Origin of the sequence: Tepidimonas fonticaldi (assembly GCF_001675355.1) — a bacterium.
In the GTDB taxonomy this organism is placed as follows: Bacteria; Pseudomonadota; Gammaproteobacteria; order Burkholderiales; family Burkholderiaceae_C; genus Tepidimonas; species Tepidimonas fonticaldi.
Genome location: NZ_LZDH01000065.1, coordinates 21155 through 38680 on the forward strand (window position 1 = coordinate 21155; position 17526 = coordinate 38680).

Genomic DNA, 17526 nt, shown 5'->3' on the forward strand with positions numbered 1-17526 from the left:
CCCCCGGCACACACCCGACGGCCGGCCCGCGCGCGTTCCTTACAATAAAGCGGTTTGCCCGCCAGACCCTTGGCGGCGCTCGTCGGACGCGGGGCATCGGCCTGGCCGTCCGCACCCATGCGGCGTTCCCATGACTTCGTTTGCCAAAGAAACCCTGCCCGTCAGCCTTGAAGAGGAGATGCGCCGCAGCTACCTCGATTACGCAATGAGCGTGATCGTGGGGCGCGCGCTACCCGACGCCCGCGATGGCTTGAAGCCCGTGCACCGGCGCGTGCTGTATGCGATGCACGAGCTGGGCAACGACTGGAACCGGCCGTACAAGAAGTCCGCGCGCATCGTCGGCGACGTGATCGGTAAATACCATCCGCACGGCGACAGCGCGGTCTACGACACCATCGTGCGCATGGCGCAGGACTTCAGCCTGCGCCACATGCTGATCGACGGCCAGGGCAACTTCGGCTCGGTGGATGGCGACGCCGCCGCGGCGATGCGCTACACCGAGATCCGGCTGGCCAAGATCGCCCACGAGATGCTGGCCGACATCGACAAGGAGACGGTCGATTTCGGCCCCAACTACGACGGCAGCGAGCGCGAGCCGCTGGTGCTGCCGGCACGGTTGCCGAACCTGCTGGTCAACGGCTCGGCCGGCATCGCGGTGGGCATGGCCACCAACATCCCGCCGCACAACCTCAACGAGGTGGTGGACGCCTGCCTGCACCTGCTGGCCCACCCCGAGGCGACGGTCGACGACCTGATGACCTTCATCCCGGCGCCGGACTTCCCGACCGCCGGCATCATCTACGGCATCCAGGGCGTGCGCGAGGGTTACCGCACGGGGCGTGGGCGCGTGGTGATGCGCGCGCGCTGCCACTTCGAAGACATCGACCGCGGGCAACGTCAGGCCATCATCGTCGACGAGATCCCCTACCAGGTCAACAAAAAGGTGCTGCTGGAGCGCATCGCCGAGCTGGTGCGCGACAAGCGCATCGAAGGCATCGCGCACATCCAGGACGAGTCCGACAAGTCCGGCATGCGCGTGGTCATCGAGCTCAAGCGCGGCGAAGTGCCGGAGGTGGTGCTCAACAACCTGTACAAGCACACCCAGCTGCAGGACACCTTTGGCATCAACATGGTGGCGCTGGTCGATGGCCAGCCCAAGCTGTGCAACCTGAAGGACCTGCTGGACATCTTCTTGCAGCACCGGCGCGAGGTGGTGACGCGGCGCACCATGTTCGAGCTGCGCAAGGCGCGCGAACGCGGCCATGTGCTGGAGGGGCTGGCGGTGGCGCTGGCCAACATCGACGAGTTCATCCGCATCATTCGCGAGTCGCCCACCCCGCCGGTGGCCAAGGCCGAGTTGATGGCGCGCCGCTGGGACAGCGCGCTGGTGCGCGAGATGCTGACGCGCGCGCGCGCCGACGGCGGCACGGTCAACGCCGACGACTACCGCCCCGAGGGGCTGGCGCGCGCCTACGGGCTGCAGGCCGACGGGCTCTACGCGCTGTCGGAGACGCAGGCGCAGGAGATCCTGCAGATGCGGCTGCAGCGCCTGACCGGTCTGGAGCAGGACAAGATCGTCGCCGAGTACAAGGAAGTGATGGCGCAGATCGACGATCTGCTCGACATCCTGGCGCGGCCCAAGCGGGTGACTGCCATCATCGGCGACGAACTGCGCGCCATCCGGGCGGAGTTTGGCCAGAGCAAAGCCGGCGCCCGCCGCAGCCACATCGAACACAACGCGCAGGAACTCGACACCGAGGACCTGATCGCGTCGCAGGACATGGTGGTGACCCTGTCGCACGCCGGCTACATCAAGAGCCAGCCGCTGTCGGAGTACCGCGCGCAACGCCGTGGCGGGCGCGGCAAGCAGGCCACCGCCACCAAGGACGACGACTGGATCGACCAGCTCTTCATCGCCAACACGCACGATTGGATTCTGTGCTTCAGCAACCGCGGGCGGCTGTACTGGCTGAAGGTGTGGGAAGTCCCTGCTGGCGGGCGTGGCGCGCGCGGGCGGCCGATCGTCAACATGTTCCCGCTGGCCGAGGGCGAGAAGATCAACGTGGTGCTGCCGCTGACCGGCGAGTTCCGCAGCTTTCCGGCCGATCACTATGTGTTCATGGCCACGGCGCACGGCGTGGTCAAAAAGACGGCGCTGGACGAGTTCAGCAACCCGCGCAAGGCCGGCATCATCGCCGTCGATTTGGACGAGGGTGATTACCTGATCGGCGCGGCGCTGACCGACGGGCGGCACGACGTGATGCTGTTCTCGGACGCGGGCAAGGCGGTGCGCTTCGACGAGAACGACGTGCGCCCAATGGGCCGGCAGGCGCGCGGCGTCAAGGGCATGGCACTGGAGGACGGCCAGCGCGTCATCGCCATGCTGGTGGCCGAGGACGAGAGCCAGAGCGTGCTGACCGCCACCGAAAACGGCTACGGCAAGCGCACCTCCATCACCGAGTACACGCGCCACGGCCGCGGCACCAAGGGCATGATCGCCATCCAGCAATCGGAGCGCAACGGGCGCGTGGTTGCGGCCACCCTCGTGCGGCCGGAGGACGAGATCATGCTCATCACCGACCGGGGCGTGCTGGTGCGCACGCGGGTGGCGGAGATCCGCGAGCTGGGCCGCGCCACGCAGGGCGTCACGCTGATCGCGCTGGACGACGGCGACCGCCTGAGCGGCCTGCAGCGCATCGCGGACAACGATGAGGGCGAGGACGCCCCCCCGCCCGCGGACGCGGACGGCACGGAGGGCTGACACGGTGGCACGGCGTCCCTACAACTTCTCGGCCGGCCCGGCCACCATGCCCGAAGCGGTGCTGGAACAGGCGGCGGCCGAAATGCTCGACTGGCACGGCAGCGGCATGGGCGTGATGGAAATGAGCCACCGCGGCAAGGCCTTCATGGCGATTGCCGAGCAGGCCGAGCGCGATTTGCGCACCCTGCTGGCCATTCCGGCGCACTTCAAGGTGCTGTTCAGCCAGGGCGGTGCCCTGGCGCACAACGCGATGGTGCCGCTCAACCTGGCCGGGCGGCGCCCGGCGCGGGCGATGGACTTCGTCCTGACCGGCAGTTGGAGCCAGAAGTCCGCCAAGGAAGCCGCGCGCTACGGCGAGGCCCGCATCGCCGCCAGCGCTGCCGACACGGGCTTTACCACGCTGCCCGACCCGGCCACGTGGCGGTTGAGCGCAGACGCCAGCTATGTGCACCTGTGCAGCAACGAAACCATCCACGGGGTGGAGTTCCACACCCTGCCTGACTTGGCCGCGCTGGGCAGCGACGCGCCGCTGGTGATCGATTTTTCGTCGCATGTGCTGTCGCGCCCGATCGACTGGAGCCGCGTCGGCCTGGCCTTCGGCGGCGCGCAAAAGAACATCGGCCCGGCCGGATTGACGATCATCGTGGTGCGCGAGGATCTGCTGGGCCATGCGCTGCCGATCTGCCCCAGCGTGTTCGACTACCGCGCCCTGGCGGACGCCGATTCGCTGCTGAACACGCCCCCCACCTACGCCATCTACGTCGCCGGACTGACCTTCCAGTGGCTGCTGGCGCAGCGCGAAGGGGCGCTCACCGGCGTGGCGGCGATGGAAGTGCGCAACATCGCCAAGGCGCAGCTTCTGTATGACGCGATCGACGGCTCATCCCTGTATGTGAACCGGGTCGATCCCGCCTGCCGTTCGCGTATGAACATCCCCTTCTTCCTGCGCGGCGACGACGGAGCGCCGCTGCAGGACCCCGCCCACCCCCGCAACGCCGCGTTTTTGCGCGGTGCGGAGGCGCGCGGGCTGCTGCAGCTCAAGGGCCACAAGTCGGTGGGCGGCATGCGTGCCAGCCTCTACAACGCCATGCCGATGGCGGGGGTGGAGGCTCTCGTTGACTACCTGCGGGACTTCGAGCGCAACGCCTGAGCGCCGACGGCCCGGCCCCCCTCAGCGGCCCGACATGACCGACCCCCAAACCCCGTCCCCGACCACCCCACCCTCGCCGGCCGCCAGCCCCCGGCTGCTGGCCCTGCGCCAGCAGATCGATGCCATCGACCGGCAACTGCTGGCACTGCTCAACGAACGCGCCCGCATCGCCGAAGCCGTCGGCGAGGTCAAACGGGCCGAGGGTTCGCCCTTCTTCCGGCCCGACCGCGTGGCGCAGGTCATCGCCAACATCGAAGCGGCCAACCCCGGGCCGCTGCGCAACCAGCATGTGGCCGCCATTTGGCGCGAGATCATGTCGGCCTGCCTGGCGCTGGAGGCCCCGCTGCGGGTCGCGGTGCTCGGCCCCGAGGGCACCTTCTGCGAACAGGCGGCGATCGATTACTTCGGCAGCGCCGCCGATCTGATTTACTGCCCCAGCTTCGACGAGGTGTTCCACGCCACCGCGGCGGGCACCGCGCAGTTTGGCGTCGTCGGCGTGGAAAACTCCACCGAAGGGGTGGTGGCACGCTCGCTGGACCTGTTCCTGCGCTCGCCGGTGCACATCGTGGGCGAAATCAGCCTGCTGGTGCGGCACAACCTGCTGCGCCAGACCCCCAGCCTGGACGGCATCGAGGTGGTGATGGCCCATCCCCAGGCGCTGGCGCAGTGCCAGGGCTGGCTGTCCACCCACCTGCCCCATGCCGAGCGCCGCGCCGTCGCCAGCAATGCCGAGGGGGCGCGGCTGGCCACGACGAACCCCGCCTGGGCCGCCATCGCCAGCGAGCGGGCCGCCGCCCAGTACGCGCTGCACATCGTGGCGCACGCCATCCAGGACGAGGCCTACAACCGCACGCGCTTTGCGGTGATCTGCCTGCCGCAAACCATGGCCACCCCCCCGGCCAGCGGGCGCGACTGCACCAGCCTGGTGGTGTCGGTCCCCAACCGCCCCGGGGCGGTGCACGATCTGCTGCGCCCGCTCAAGGCGCACGGCGTGTCGATGACGCGCTTCGAGTCCCGCCCGGCCAAGTCCGGCCAGTGGGAGTACTACTTCTACATCGACCTCGCCGGGCACCCGTCCCAGCCCCATGTGGCCGCCGCCCTGCAAGAACTGCAAGGCCTGTGCGCTTTCTACAAGATGCTGGGCGCCTATCCGGTGTCGGAATGAGGGGGCGATGAGCACGCCCTCCCCCACCACGGTTGACCGCGACACGCCCGCGGCGCCGCCCCGATTCGAGCAACTGGGCGTGATTGGCTGCGGGCTGATGGGCGGCTCGTTCGCCCTGGCCCTCAAGGCCGCCGGATTGGTGCAGCGGGTGGTGGGCTATGCCCGCTCGCCGCAGACACTGGCGCGCGCCCGTACGCTGGGCGTGATCGACGTCGAAGCGCCCTCGGCGCTGCTGGCTGCCTCCGGTGCCGACCTGGTGCTGGTGTCGGTGCCGGTCGCCGCGACGGGCGAGACGCTGCGGGCCATCCGCCCCCTGATCGGCCCGGACGCCCTGGTCATGGACGTGGGCTCGACCAAAGGCGATGTGGTGGCGGCGGCGCGCCAGGCGCTGGCCGACCGGCTGGGCCAATTCGTGCCGGCACACCCGATCGCCGGCAAGGAGCGCGCCGGCGTGGAACACGCCAGCGCGGATCTGTACCGCGGCTGCCAAGTGATCCTGACCCCGCTGGCCGAGACCGACCCCGCCCTGGCCGAGCGTGCCCAGGCGCTGTGGCAGGCCCTGGGGGCGCGCGTGCGCACCATGACGCCGGAGGCGCACGACGCCGCCTATGCCGCCGTCAGCCACCTGCCGCACCTGCTGGCCTTTGCCGCCGTGCGGGCGCTGGCGGGGCAGCCCCGCGCGGCGGATTTCCTGGGACTGGCCGGGCCGGGATTTCGCGACTTCACCCGCATCGCCGCGAGTGACCCGGACGTCTGGCGCGACATCCTGCTCGCCAACGCCGCCCAGGTGCGGACGCAGGCCCGGCACTTCCGCGCGGCGCTGGACACGTTCGAAGCCGCCCTGGACGCGGGCGACGCGCACACCCTGCGCGAACTGATCGCCGAGGCCAGCCGCATCCGCACCCAATGGGCCGCCGGCGCCTATGCCGCCACGCCCCCGTCATCCGATCCCCCATGTACCGCACCGCCTTCCTCGACATCCCCCCGCTGACGCGCGCTGCCGGCAGCGTGCGGCTGCCCGGCTCCAAGAGCATCTCCAACCGCGTGCTGCTGCTGGCCGCGCTGTGCGACGGCGTGACGGTGATCGAGGATCTGCTCGACTCCGACGATACGCGGGTGATGCTGGAGGCCCTCGCGACGCTGGGCTGCGGGCTGGAGCGGCTCGGGCCCACCACGGTGCGCGTGCGCGGACTGGCTGGCCGGCTGCACGTGCGCGAGGCGCGCCTGTTCCTGGGCAATGCGGGCACGGCGATGCGGCCGCTGACCGCCGCGCTGACGGTGCTCACCGCCCTGCAGGGGGGGCGTTTCGAACTCTCGGGCGTGCCGCGAATGCACGAGCGCCCGATCGGCGACCTGGTGGACGCCCTGCGCCAATTGGGCGGCACCATCGAGGATCTGGGCCAACCCGGCTATCCGCCCCTGGCGGTCGGCGCCCCTGCCCCGACGCCGCTGCGGCTGGACGCGCCGATCCAGGTGCGCGGCGATGTCTCGAGCCAGTTCCTGACCGCGTTGCTGTTGGCGCTGCCGCTGGCCGCGCAGACGCGCGCCGTGACCATCGAGGTGGTGGGGGAGCTGATCTCCAAGCCCTACATCGAAATCACCCTGCGCCTGCTGGCGCGCTTTGGCGTCGAGGTGCAGCGCGAGGGCTGGTCCCGCTTCACGATTCCCGCCGGGGCGCGCTACACCACGCCGGGGTGCATCCATGTCGAGGGCGACGCCTCGTCGGCCAGCTACTTCGTCGCCCTGGGGGCGATTGCCGCCACCGACGCTCCCGTCACCATCGAAGGCGTGGGGCTGGATTCCATCCAAGGGGACATCCGCTTCGTCGAGGCCGCCCAGGCCATGGGCGCCCACGTCGAGGGCGAAGCCAACCGCCTGCATGTGCGCCGCGGCGCCTGGCCGCTGCGTGCGCTGGATCTGGACTGCAACCACATCCCCGACGCCGCCATGACGCTGGCGGTGATGGCACTTTACGCCGACGGCCCGACGACGCTGCGCCACATCGGCAGTTGGCGCGTGAAGGAGACGGACCGCATCGCCGCCATGGCCGCCGAACTGCGCCAACTGGGCGCCACCGTGGACGAAGGCCCCGATTGGCTGCGGGTGCACCCGCTGGGCACCGACGGACGCGGCTGGCGGGCCGCCGCCATCCACACCTACGACGACCACCGCATGGCCATGTGTGCGTCACTGGCGGCCTTCAATCCCGCGCGGGTGCCGGTGCGCATCCTGGACCCGCAGTGCGTCGGCAAGACCTTCCCCGATTATTTCGAGACGCTGTGGTCGGTGGTGGAGGCCGCGCCGGCCGATATTCCGGTGATCTGCATCGACGGCCCCACCGCCTCGGGCAAGGGGACGCTGGCTGCCGCCGTGGCCCAGCGCCTGGGCTACCACGTGCTGGACTCCGGCGCCCTCTATCGGGTGGTCGGGCTGGCCGCCGAGCGGGCCGGTCTGCCCACGGACGAGGCGGCGCTGGCCGCCCCCGCGCTGGCGCAGCGCCTGGGGGCGTTGGCCGAGCGGCTGCCCGTGCGCTTTGCCGACGGGCGCATCTGGCTGGCGGGGGACGACGTCACCGACGCGGTGCGCAGCGAAGCGGCGGGCATGGCGGCGTCGCGCGTGTCGGCCGTGCCGGCCGTGCGCGCCGGCCTGCTGGCGCTGCAGCGGGGGTTCCGGCGCCTGCCCGGTCTGGTGGCCGATGGGCGCGACATGGGCACGGTGGTCTTTCCGGATGCGCCGCTCAAGGTGTTTCTGACGGCCAGCGCCGCCACGCGCGCCCGGCGCCGCTACGAACAGTTGATTTCGCGCGGTGAAACTGCTAGCATTGACGGTCTTTTGGCCGACTTGGAGGCACGGGATGCGCGCGATCGATCGCGCGCCGCCGCGCCGCTCAAGCCCGCCGAAGACGCGCTTGCCCTCGACAACTCGGAGCAGACCATCGAGCAATCGGTGGACACCGTGCTGACGTGGTGGCAGCGCAGCCGGCCGTTCGGTGGCTGAGGGCGTCCGCCTCGGCCCGACGGCCGGTCCTGCAGGGCCCCGAGGGCGCAGCCGGATGACATGTCCGCACGCCGGAGGGTTCGACAACCCACCACCCGACGCCCGTTCGGGTGACAACCCAACCGCCGCCGGTCCCGGACGACCGTGGCACCCAGGAATCTGCATGTCTGAATCGTTTGCCGCCCTGTTCGAAGAGTCGCTCAAGCGCGCCGAAATGCGCGCTGGCGAAGTCATCACCGCCGAGGTGGTGCGCATCGACCACAACCACGTGGTCGTCAACGCAGGGCTGAAGTCCGAGGCCTACATCCCCCTGAGCGAGTTCAAGAACGATCAGGGCGAACTCGAGGTCCAAGTCGGTGACTTCGTCGCCGTCGCGGTCGAAGCCGTCGAAAACGGCTACGGCGACACCATTCTGTCGCGTGACAAGGCCAAGCGCCTGGCCTCGTGGATGGCGCTCGAGAAGGCGCTGGAGTCGGGCGAATTCGTCACCGGCACCACCACCGTCAAGGTCAAGGGCGGCCTCAAGGTCATGGTCAATGGCATCAGCGCGTTCCTGCCGGGCTCGCTGGTCGACACCCGCCCCGTCAAGGATTTGACGCCTTACGAGGGCAAGACCATGGAGTTCAAGGTCATCAAGCTCGACCGCAAGCGCAACAACGTCGTGCTCAGCCGCCGCGCCGTCATCGAGGCCAGCATGGGCGAAGAGCGCGCCAAGCTGCTCGAGACCCTCAAGGAAGGCGCCATCGTCACCGGCGTGGTCAAGAACATCACCGAGTACGGCGCCTTCGTCGACCTGGGCGGCATCGACGGCCTGCTGCACATCACCGACATGGCCTGGCGCCGCGTGCGCCACCCGAACGAGGTGGTGCAAGTCGGCCAGGAAGTCACGGCCAAGGTGCTCAAGTTCGACCCCGAGCGCCAGCGCGTCAGCCTGGGCCTCAAGCAAATGGGCGACGACCCGTGGCTGGGCGTGGCACGCCGCTACCCGGCCGGCACGCGCCTGTTCGGCAAGGTCACCAACATCGCCGACTACGGCGCCTTCGTCGAGCTGGAGCCCGGCATCGAGGGTCTGGTGCACGTCTCCGAGATGGACTGGACCAACAAGAACGTCGCGCCCAACAAGATCGTGTCCATCGGCGACGAGGTCGAGATCATGGTGCTCGACATCGACGAGGACAAGCGCCGCATCAGCCTGGGCATGAAGCAGTGCAAGCCCAACCCGTGGCAGGAGTTCGCCGACACCCACAAGCGCGGCGACAAGGTCAAGGGCCCGATCAAGTCGATCACCGACTTCGGCGTGTTCGTGGGCCTGGAGTCGGGCATCGACGGTCTGGTGCACCTGTCCGACCTGTCCTGGAACGAACCGGGCGAGACCGCCGTGCGCAACTACAAGAAGGGCCAGGAAGTCGAGGCCGTCGTGCTGGGCGTGGACGTCGAGCGCGAGCGCATCAGCCTGGGCATCAAGCAGCTCGACGCCGATCCGTTCACGACCTTCGTGTCCATCCACGACAAGGGCGCGACGGTCACCGGCACGGTCAAGAGCGTCGATGCCAAGGGCGCCGAAATCGACCTGGGTCAGGACATCGTCGGCTATCTGCGCGCCAGCGAGATCTCGCGTGACCGCGTCGAGGACGCCCGCAATGTGCTGAAGGTGGGCGACGAGGTCACGGCCGTGATCGTCAACGTCGATCGCAAGAACCGCGGCATCCAGCTCTCGATCAAGGCCAAGGACGCCGCCGACCAGCAGGAAGCCATGGCCAACCTGAGCCAGACCCCCGGCAACGCCGGCACCACCAACCTGGGCGCGCTGCTGCGCGCCAAGCTGGACGGCCAAAACGGCTGATCCCGCACCGCCCGACCCGGGACGCCCCCGGGCCGCGCGCACCACAGCCCGGCCGGGGTCGCCCCGCCGGGCTTTTTTCATGGGGGCCGCCGTGGGCCGGCCGCCTGCCGCACGCCGGCTTTGCTGGGCATAATGGCGGCATGAACCGCAGCGATCTGTTCGATGCCCTGGCCGAGCGTTACCCGCATTTGACCGCATCCGATGCGGAGGCCGCGGTCAAAACCTTGCTGGAAGCCATGACGGAGAGCCTGGTGGCCGGGCAGCGCATCGAAATCCGCGGTTTCGGCAGCTTCTCGGTCAGCGAGCGCGCCGCGCGGCAGGCGCGCAATCCCCGCACGGGCGAGCAGGTCGACGTCCCCCCGAAGCGGATGGTGCACTTCAAGCCCGGCAAAGCCCTGCGGGAAGCCGTCGACGGGCCGCAGCGGGGGGCGACATGAGGGTACTGGGCTGGCTGCTCAAGGCGGCCGTGTTCCTGCTCATCTTCGCGTTGGCGATCAACAACCAGGCCCCGGTGCGCGTGCACGGGCTGTTCGGGGCGCAGTGGGAGGCCCCACTGGTGCTGGTGCTGCTGCTCGTCCTGTTTGCCGGTGTGCTGTTGGGCATGGCGGTGATGGCGCCGCTGTGGTGGCGCGCGCGCAGAACGGCCCGCCAGGGCAGCACGGCCACGCCCCCCGCCACTCCCGCATCGTCCACGGCCGCGCCCGCGCTGGAAGAGCCGCCCCATGGGGTTTGACCTCTCGTGGCTGCTGTGGGCGCTGCCTGTGGCGTTCGCGCTGGGCTGGCTGGCCTCGCGCTTCGATCTGCGGCAGTGGCGGCTGGAGAGCCGTCAGGCGCCGCGGGCCTATTTCCGCGGCCTCAACCACCTGCTCAACGAGCAGCAGGACCAGGCCATCGATGCCTTCATCGAGGCGGTGCGGCACGACCCGGATGCGGCGGAGTTGCACTTTGCGCTCGGCGGGCTGTTTCGCCGCCGGGGCGACTACGACCGAGCGGTGCGGGTGCATGAGCATCTGCTGGCCCGCGCCGACCTGCCGCCGCGCGAGCGCGAACGGGCGCAGCACGCGCTGGCGTTCGACTTCCTGAAAGCGGGCTTGCTGGACCGGGCCGAGGCGGCCTTCACCGCCCTGCTCGGCACGCGCTACGACGCCGACGCCAAGGTTGCTTTGCTGGGCATTCACGAGCGTTCGCGCGACTGGGCCCGCGCGGCCGAGATGGCGCAGGCGCTGGAAGGCAGCGACCGTGGGAGCTTTCGCCTGCGTCTGGCGCACCACCGCTGCGAGCAGGCGGCCGCTCTGCACCGCCAGGGGCACACGACCGAGGCGCTGGCGCTGCTGGAGTCGCTGGTCCACCAAGTGCCGCAGTCGGCGCGGGCATGGGCGGCGCTGGCCGATCTGCGCCAGTCGCTCGGGCATGTGGATGGCGGTCTGGCGGCGCTGGAGGCCTTGGCCGACCATTGCCCGGAGCACGTTCCGCTGATCGCGCACAGCCTGGCGCAGTGGTCCCTGATGGCGGGCACGCCCGAGCGGGCGCGCAGCCGGCTGGCCGACTGGGCGCAAGCGCATGCGCCATCGCTGGACGTCACGCAGGCGCTGGCCACGCTGGACCCGGATGCGACGACGGCACGCCAGCGCTACATCGCCCATCTGCGTCAGGAGCCGTCCCTGGTCGCGGCCACCTTGTGGCTGGCCGGGGTGCCGCTCGGCACCGCCGACGAAGAACCGCTGGTCCGGCGAGCGCTGGAGCGCGCCGGCGAACCCCTCAAGCGCTACCGCTGCGCAGCCTGCGGATTCGAGTCGCGCCAGTACTTTTGGCACTGCCCTGGCTGCCAGGGTTGGGACACCTATCCCCCCCGCCGCGTGGAAGAGTTGTGATCCGCCGGCACCGTCAGCCCGTCACCGCGGTCTCGAGCACGCCCTCATCGGCAATCCGATAGAGCCGGCCCAGGCGATCCAGCGGCTCGATGGCGCCGGCGCGGACCAGGGCGCTGATTTCGCGGCTGACGGTTTCGAGCTTGAGGTCCATCATGGCGCCCATGTCCTCGCGCGAGAACAGCGTCACCACGCCCGGGTCGGTGGCGTGGCGCATCTTCAGAATGAAATTGGCCACCCGCTGGCGCGCCGTGCCGAAGTTGAGCGCGGCGAGCCAGTCGTCCGCCTCCTTGAGCGCCTGCTGCCACTTCTGCAGCAACCGCCAGTGCAGGCGCGGGGAGTTCTGCGCCAGCCGGTGGATGACGTCGGTGGGGATGCGGCACAGCGATGCCTCGGTCAGCGCCGTGGCCTCGCTGTCGTAGCGGCTGGTCGCCAGCGCCTCGAGGCCGACCACGTCCCCCGGGCGCAGCACGCGCAGCACGCGCTGGCGCCCGTCGGGCGTGCTGCGCACCAGCTTGACCAAGCCGCTGCGCAAGGTGAAGACGCCAAACGCCGCCTCGCCCTCGTGGTAGAGGGACTGTCCCGCCGCAAACACCAAGTCGTCGATGGGCGCGTGGATGAGGTTGAAGTCCTGCTCGTTGAGGTCGGCAAACAGCACCATGTCGCGGATGCCGCACGCCTTGCAGTCGGCCGTGCCCCGCCACGCGGATTCGGTCTTGATCGGAATCATGGGCGAATTGTCGCCCGAGCCGCCGTCGCACGGCGGCCGCCGTTCAGGACACCCGGGGCGCGTACTCGCCTTTTTCGTACCGCTGGCGCATGGCGTCCAGGCTGTAAACCGTGCCGATGCAGCTGGCCATGCCGGCGCTGCCGAAGGCCTCGTAGCGCGCCTGGCAAATGGCCTTCATCGCCTGGGTCGCGGCCTTGAAGAACTTGCGCGGGTCGAAATTCTTGCGGTCCTCGGCCAGGTGTTTGCGGATCGCCCCGGTGGCGGCCATGCGCAGGTCGGTGTCGATGTTGACCTTGCGCACACCATGCTTGATGCCCTCGACGATCTCCTCCACCGGCACGCCGTAGGTCTGGCCCATGTCGCCGCCGTAGGTGTTGATGATGGCCAGCCAGTCCTCCGGCACGCTGGAGCTGCCGTGCATCACCAGGTGCACGTTGGGGATGCGGGCGTGGATGGCCTTGACGCGGTCGATGCGCAGCACCTTGCCGGTGGGCTTCTGCGTGAATTTGTAGGCGCCGTGGCTGGTGCCGATGGCGATCGCCAGCGCGTCGACCTGGGTCTTCTGCACGAAGTCGGCCGCCTCGTCCGGGTCGGTCAGCAGCATCGAGTGGTCCAGCTCGCCCTCGGCGCCGTGGCCGTCCTCTTCGCCGGCCTTGCCGGTCTCGAGGCTGCCGAGGCACCCCAACTCACCCTCCACCGACACGCCGCAGGCGTGCGCGATGTCGGCCACCTGGCGTGTGACGCGCACGTTGTACTCGTAGCTGGCCGGGGTCTTGCCGTCCTCCAGCAGGCTGCCGTCCATCATCACCGAGCTGAAGCCCGACTGGATCGAGCGCATGCACACGCCCGGCGAGGCGCCGTGATCCTGGTGCATGCAAATCGGGATGTGCGGGTACGCCTCGACCGCCGCGGCGACCAAGTGGCGCAGGAACGGCTCCCCGGCGTAGGAGCGCGCCCCCGCCGAACCCTGCAGGATGACGGGGCTATCCACCGCGTCGGCCGCCTGCATGATGGCATGGATCTGCTCCATGTTGTTGACGTTGAAGGCCGGCAGGCCGTAGCCGTGCTCGGCGGCGTGGTCCAGCAGTTGGCGCAGGGTGATCAGGGCCATGGGGCACCTCCTTGGGCAATGGCGGGATGGGGAGAGAGGCTCAACCGCGCGCGACGATGCGCGCCATCTGCAGGCACTTGGCGGCGTAGCCCCATTCGTTGTCGTACCAGGCCACCACCTTCACGAACGTCTCGTCCAGCGCCATGCCCGCCTTGGCATCGAAGACGCTGGTGCAGCTCTCGCCCCGAAAGTCGGTGGACACCACCATGTCTTCGGTGTAGCCCAGCACACCCGCCATGCCGCCTTCGGCCACCGGCCGCTGGCTCATGGCGCGCATCTCGGCACAGATCTCGGCGTAGCTGGCCGCGCGCTCCAGCTCGCACGTGAGGTCCACCACCGAGACGTCGCTGGTGGGCACGCGCAGCGACATGCCGGTGAGCTTTTTGTTGAGCGCCGGGATGACTTTGCCCACGGCCTTGGCCGCCCCGGTGCTGCTGGGGATGATGTTTTCCAGGATGCCGCGCCCGCCGCGCCAGTCCTTGCGCGAGGAGCCGTCCACGGTCTTTTGGCTGGCGGTGGCGGCGTGCACGGTGGTCATGAGTCCGCGTTTGAGGCCCCAGCGATCGTGCAGCACTTTGGCCACGGGCGCCAGGCAGTTGGTGGTGCACGAGGCGTTGCTGATGACGGCCTCGCCCGCGTAGCCGCCGTGGTTGACGCCGTAGACGAACATGGGGGTGTCGTCTTTGCTGGGGGCGGAGATGACGACTTTCTTGGCGCCGGCATCGAGGTGCACCTGGCAGCTTTCGGTGGTCAGGAACTGGCCGGTGCACTCCAGCACCACGTCCACGCCCATGTCGCCCCAGCGCAGCCGGGGGTTGTCGCGCTCGTGGCTCAGCGCAATGCGCCGGCCGTTGACGATGAGCGCGTCGTCGCCCTCGTGCGCGACGCTGCCGCGAAAGCGCCCGTGCACGCTGTCGTACTGCAGCATGTAGGCCAGGTAGTCGGCGCCCTTGGGGTCGTTGATGCCGACGACTTCGATGTCGTCAAAGCCCCCTTGCAGCGCCGCGCGCAGCGACAGGCGCCCAATGCGGCCAAAACCGTTGATGCCAACGCGGATGGTCATGGTGTGCAACCGGAGGAAGTGGGTGTGAAGGAAAACGCTTGGGGCGCCGGGGCGCATCCATGGCGGCCGGATGCCGTCGCTGGCCCCAGCGCGGACGGCATCAGCGCGCCGAAATCCGCGATCACACGGTCGGGCGCGCAGGCCTCGATGGGCTCGCCCATGTTGTAGCCGTACGGCACGCACCAGACGGCGATGCCGGCGTGGCGCGCGGTGGCCACATCGATCGACGAGTCGCCCACCAGCAGCGCGCGGCTGCGGTCCACCCCGTAGCGCAACAGGCTGTCGGCCACGGCCAGCGGGTTGGGCTTCTTGACCGGCAGCGTGTCGCCGCTGATGACGCGGTCGAACAGGGTTTCGAGCGCGTGTGCCTGCAGCACGCGGGCGGTGTAGCGCGCCTCCTTGTTGGTGACGACGACCAGCCGCACGCCGGCGGCGCGCAGCGCCTGCAGCGCCTCCACCACGCGCGGGTACGGGTGGCTGCGGGTGCCGCAGCGCGCCTCGTAGTGGCGCTGGAACACCGCCTCCGCCGCCGCAAAGCCCGCATCGCCGCGCACGGCGTCGGCGCTGCGGCCCTGGCGCGCGGCCAGCGCCTGCACCAGCAGCTCGCGCGTGCCGTGGCCGATCCAGCGCGTCACCTGCTCCAGCGACGCCGGCTGCAGCCCCAGCTCGGTGAGCGTGTCGTTGACGGCGTCGGCGATCTCCGGCACGGTCTCGACCAGCGTGCCGTCCAAGTCGAACAGCATCAGGTCGAACGGCAGCGCGGTGCGCGCCGGCGCGCTCACGCCAGCACCTCGCGCACGGCCTGCGCCACCTTGGCCGGGGTCAGGCCGAAGTACTCGTACAGCGCCGGCGCCGGGGCCGACTCGCCGAAGCGGTCGATGCCGACCACGCGGCCGCGGCGGCCGACGTACTTGCGCCAGAAGTCCGGGTGCGCGGCCTCCACCGCCACCGCCGGCAGCGCCGGCGGCAGCACGGCGTCCTGGTAAGCGGCATCCTGGCGGTCGAACACGCTGGTGCTCGGCATCGAGACGACGCGCGTCGGGATGCCCTCAGCAGCCAGCAGCTCCTGCGCTTTGAGCGCGATCGAGACCTCCGAGCCGGTGGCCAAGATCACCGCGCGCGCGCCGTCCATGTCCTTGAGCACGTAGCCGCCGCGCGCCGCGCCGTCGGCGTGCGCGCGCTGCGTCACCACCGGCAGGTTCTGCCGTGACAGGCACAGCGCCGAGGGACCGTCGCGGCGCTGCACCGCCGCCGCCCACGCCACCAGCGTCTCCAGCGCATCCGCCGGGCGCCACACGTCCAGCTGCGGGATCAGCCGCAGGCTCGGCACGTGCTCCACGCTCTGGTGCGTGGGGCCGTCCTCGCCCAGGCCGATCGAGTCGTGCGTGAACACGTGCACGACGCGCTGCTTCATCAGCGCCGCCATGCGGATGGCGTTGCGGCTGTAATCGCTGAAGGTCAGGAACGTGCCGCCGTACGGCAGGTAGCCGCCGTGCAGCGCGATGCCGTTCATCATTGCGGCCATGCCGAACTCGCGCACGCCGTAGCTGAGGTGGTTGCCCCAGCGATCACGCCCGGCGATCGTGCAGCCCTTGAAGTTGGTCAGGTTGGAGCCGGTCAGGTCGGCGCTGCCGCCGAAGAATTCCGGGATCAGCGGGGCGAGTGCATCCAGCGCCAGCTGGCTGGCCTTGCGCGTGGCCACGGCGTCGGTGCGCGCGGCGGCCGCGTCCAGCAGCGCCGGCAGGCGCTCGGCCAGTTCGGGCTTGAGCTCCCCGCGCATGCGGCGCTCGAATTCGGCGGCGAGTTCCGGATACGCCTCGGCGTAGGCGGCCAAGCGCTGGCGCCAGGCGGCCTCGGCCGCCGCACCGTGGGCGCGCGCGTCCCAGGCAGCGTAGATCTCGGCCGGGATCTCGAACGGCGCGTACGGCCAGTCCAGCGCCGCGCGCGTGGCGGCGACCTCGGCCGCGCCGAGCGCCGCGCCGTGCACGTCGTGCGTGCCGGCCTTGTTCGGCGAGCCCTGGCCGATCACCGTCTTGCAGCAGATCAGCGTCGGCTTGCCGTCCGGGCGGCGCGCCTGCGCCTTGGCCAGGCGGATCGCGGCGTCCACCGCCTCGGTGTCGTGGCCGTCGACGTTGCGGATCACGTGCCAGCCGTAGGCCTCGAAGCGCGCCGGCGTGTCGTCGGCGAACCAGCCCTCGACGTGGCCGTCGATCGAGATGCCGTTGTCGTCGTAGAAAGCGATCAGCTTGGGCAGGCGCAGCGTGCCGGCCAGCGAGCAGACCTCATGGCTGATGCCCTCCATCATGCAGCCGTCGCCGAGGAACACGTAGGTGTAATGATCGACGATGGTGTGGCCGGGGCGGTTGAATTCGGCGGCCAGCAGCTTTTCGGCCAGCGCCATGCCGACCGCATTGGCGATGCCCTGCCCCAGCGGCCCGGTGGTGGTCTCCACGCCAGGGGTGATGCCGACCTCCGGGTGGCCCGGCGTCTGGCTGTGCAACTGGCGAAAGGCCTTGAGCTCCTCTACGGCCAAGTCGTAGCCGGTCAGGTGCAGCAGCGCGTAGATCAGCATCGAGCCGTGGCCGTTGGACAGCACGAAGCGGTCGCGGTCGGCCCAGGCCGGGTTGGCCGGATTGTGCTTGAGGTGGCGGTTCCACAGCACCTCGGCGATTTCGGCCATGCCCATCGGGGCGCCGGGGTGGCCGCTCTTGGCCTGCTCGACGGCGTCCACCGCCAGCATGCGGATCGCGTTGGCCATGCGGCGGGCCAGCCGCGCATCGACCGGGGCACGGCCCGGGGCGTCATTCAGATTCATGGAGGGTACTCCGTCGTGGGCGC

Annotated in this window: 14 protein-coding genes; 9 read left to right on the top strand and 5 right to left on the bottom strand. The window is 70.0% G+C overall.

Annotation, left to right across the window (positions count from 1 at the left end; translation table 11 throughout):
* The first annotated feature begins 130 nt into the window (after positions 1–130).
* The 9 genes from gyrA to lapB all read left to right on the top strand — a co-directional run bounded on the left by gyrA (position 131) and on the right by lapB (position 11787).
* Positions 131–2761, top strand: coding sequence for a DNA gyrase subunit A (gene gyrA / locus A9O67_RS10350; protein WP_068610046.1), 2631 nt, complete (start codon positions 131–133; stop codon positions 2759–2761).
* Positions 2762–2807: 46 nt separating this feature from the next.
* Positions 2808–3911, top strand: a complete 1104-nt coding sequence (gene serC, locus A9O67_RS10355) for a 3-phosphoserine/phosphohydroxythreonine transaminase (protein WP_068610048.1) — start codon at positions 2808–2810, stop codon at positions 3909–3911.
* Between the two features lie 34 nt (positions 3912–3945).
* Positions 3946–5076, top strand: a complete 1131-nt coding sequence (gene pheA, locus A9O67_RS10360; RefSeq protein ID WP_068610050.1) for a prephenate dehydratase — start codon at positions 3946–3948, stop codon at positions 5074–5076.
* A 7-nt stretch (positions 5077–5083) separates the two neighbouring features.
* The gene (locus tag A9O67_RS10365; RefSeq protein ID WP_068610052.1) at positions 5084–6067 is read left to right on the top strand and encodes a prephenate dehydrogenase; all 984 of its coding nucleotides are present in this window, start codon (positions 5084–5086) and stop codon (positions 6065–6067) included.
* Positions 6031–8073 (top strand): bifunctional 3-phosphoshikimate 1-carboxyvinyltransferase/cytidylate kinase, encoded by a 2043-nt coding sequence (locus A9O67_RS10370; protein WP_068610054.1) that lies wholly within the window; start codon positions 6031–6033, stop codon positions 8071–8073. Before A9O67_RS10365 ends, A9O67_RS10370 begins: the two co-directional genes overlap by 37 nt.
* A gap of 163 nt (positions 8074–8236) precedes the next feature.
* The gene (gene rpsA, locus A9O67_RS10375; protein WP_068610056.1) at positions 8237–9916 is read left to right on the top strand and encodes a 30S ribosomal protein S1; all 1680 of its coding nucleotides are present in this window, start codon (positions 8237–8239) and stop codon (positions 9914–9916) included.
* Positions 9917–10056: 140 nt separating this feature from the next.
* Positions 10057–10353 (top strand): integration host factor subunit beta, encoded by a 297-nt coding sequence (locus A9O67_RS10380; protein ID WP_068610058.1) that lies wholly within the window; start codon positions 10057–10059, stop codon positions 10351–10353.
* Positions 10350–10649, top strand: a complete 300-nt coding sequence (locus A9O67_RS10385) for a lipopolysaccharide assembly protein LapA domain-containing protein (RefSeq protein ID WP_068610060.1) — start codon at positions 10350–10352, stop codon at positions 10647–10649. Before A9O67_RS10380 ends, A9O67_RS10385 begins: the two co-directional genes overlap by 4 nt.
* Positions 10639–11787, top strand: coding sequence for a lipopolysaccharide assembly protein LapB (gene lapB / locus A9O67_RS10390; RefSeq protein ID WP_068610062.1), 1149 nt, complete (start codon positions 10639–10641; stop codon positions 11785–11787). The genes A9O67_RS10385 and lapB overlap by 11 nt, the downstream gene beginning before the upstream one ends.
* A gap of 13 nt (positions 11788–11800) precedes the next feature.
* On the opposite strand, the gene A9O67_RS10395 is transcribed toward lapB, so the two are convergent.
* From A9O67_RS10395 to tkt, 5 genes are read right to left on the bottom strand one after another with little or no spacing between them, the layout of a single operon-like run.
* On the bottom strand, positions 11801–12514 hold the full coding sequence (locus tag A9O67_RS10395; RefSeq protein ID WP_068610064.1) for a Crp/Fnr family transcriptional regulator: 714 nt from the start codon (positions 12512–12514) through the stop codon (positions 11801–11803).
* 43 nt (positions 12515–12557) lie between these two features.
* Positions 12558–13625, bottom strand: coding sequence for a class II fructose-bisphosphate aldolase (gene fba, locus A9O67_RS10400; RefSeq protein ID WP_068610066.1), 1068 nt, complete (start codon positions 13623–13625; stop codon positions 12558–12560).
* Between the two features lie 40 nt (positions 13626–13665).
* Positions 13666–14688: a type I glyceraldehyde-3-phosphate dehydrogenase gene (gene gap / locus A9O67_RS10405; protein ID WP_068610068.1), complete on the bottom strand. Its 1023-nt coding sequence runs from the start codon at positions 14686–14688 to the stop codon at positions 13666–13668.
* Positions 14685–15470, bottom strand: a complete 786-nt coding sequence (locus A9O67_RS10410) for an HAD family hydrolase (protein ID WP_068610070.1) — start codon at positions 15468–15470, stop codon at positions 14685–14687. Before A9O67_RS10410 ends, gap begins: the two co-directional genes overlap by 4 nt.
* Entirely contained in the window at positions 15467–17503 is a 2037-nt protein-coding gene (gene tkt, locus A9O67_RS10415; RefSeq protein WP_082955522.1) for a transketolase, read from the bottom strand. The genes A9O67_RS10410 and tkt overlap by 4 nt, the downstream gene beginning before the upstream one ends.
* Positions 17504–17526 lie beyond the last annotated feature (23 nt).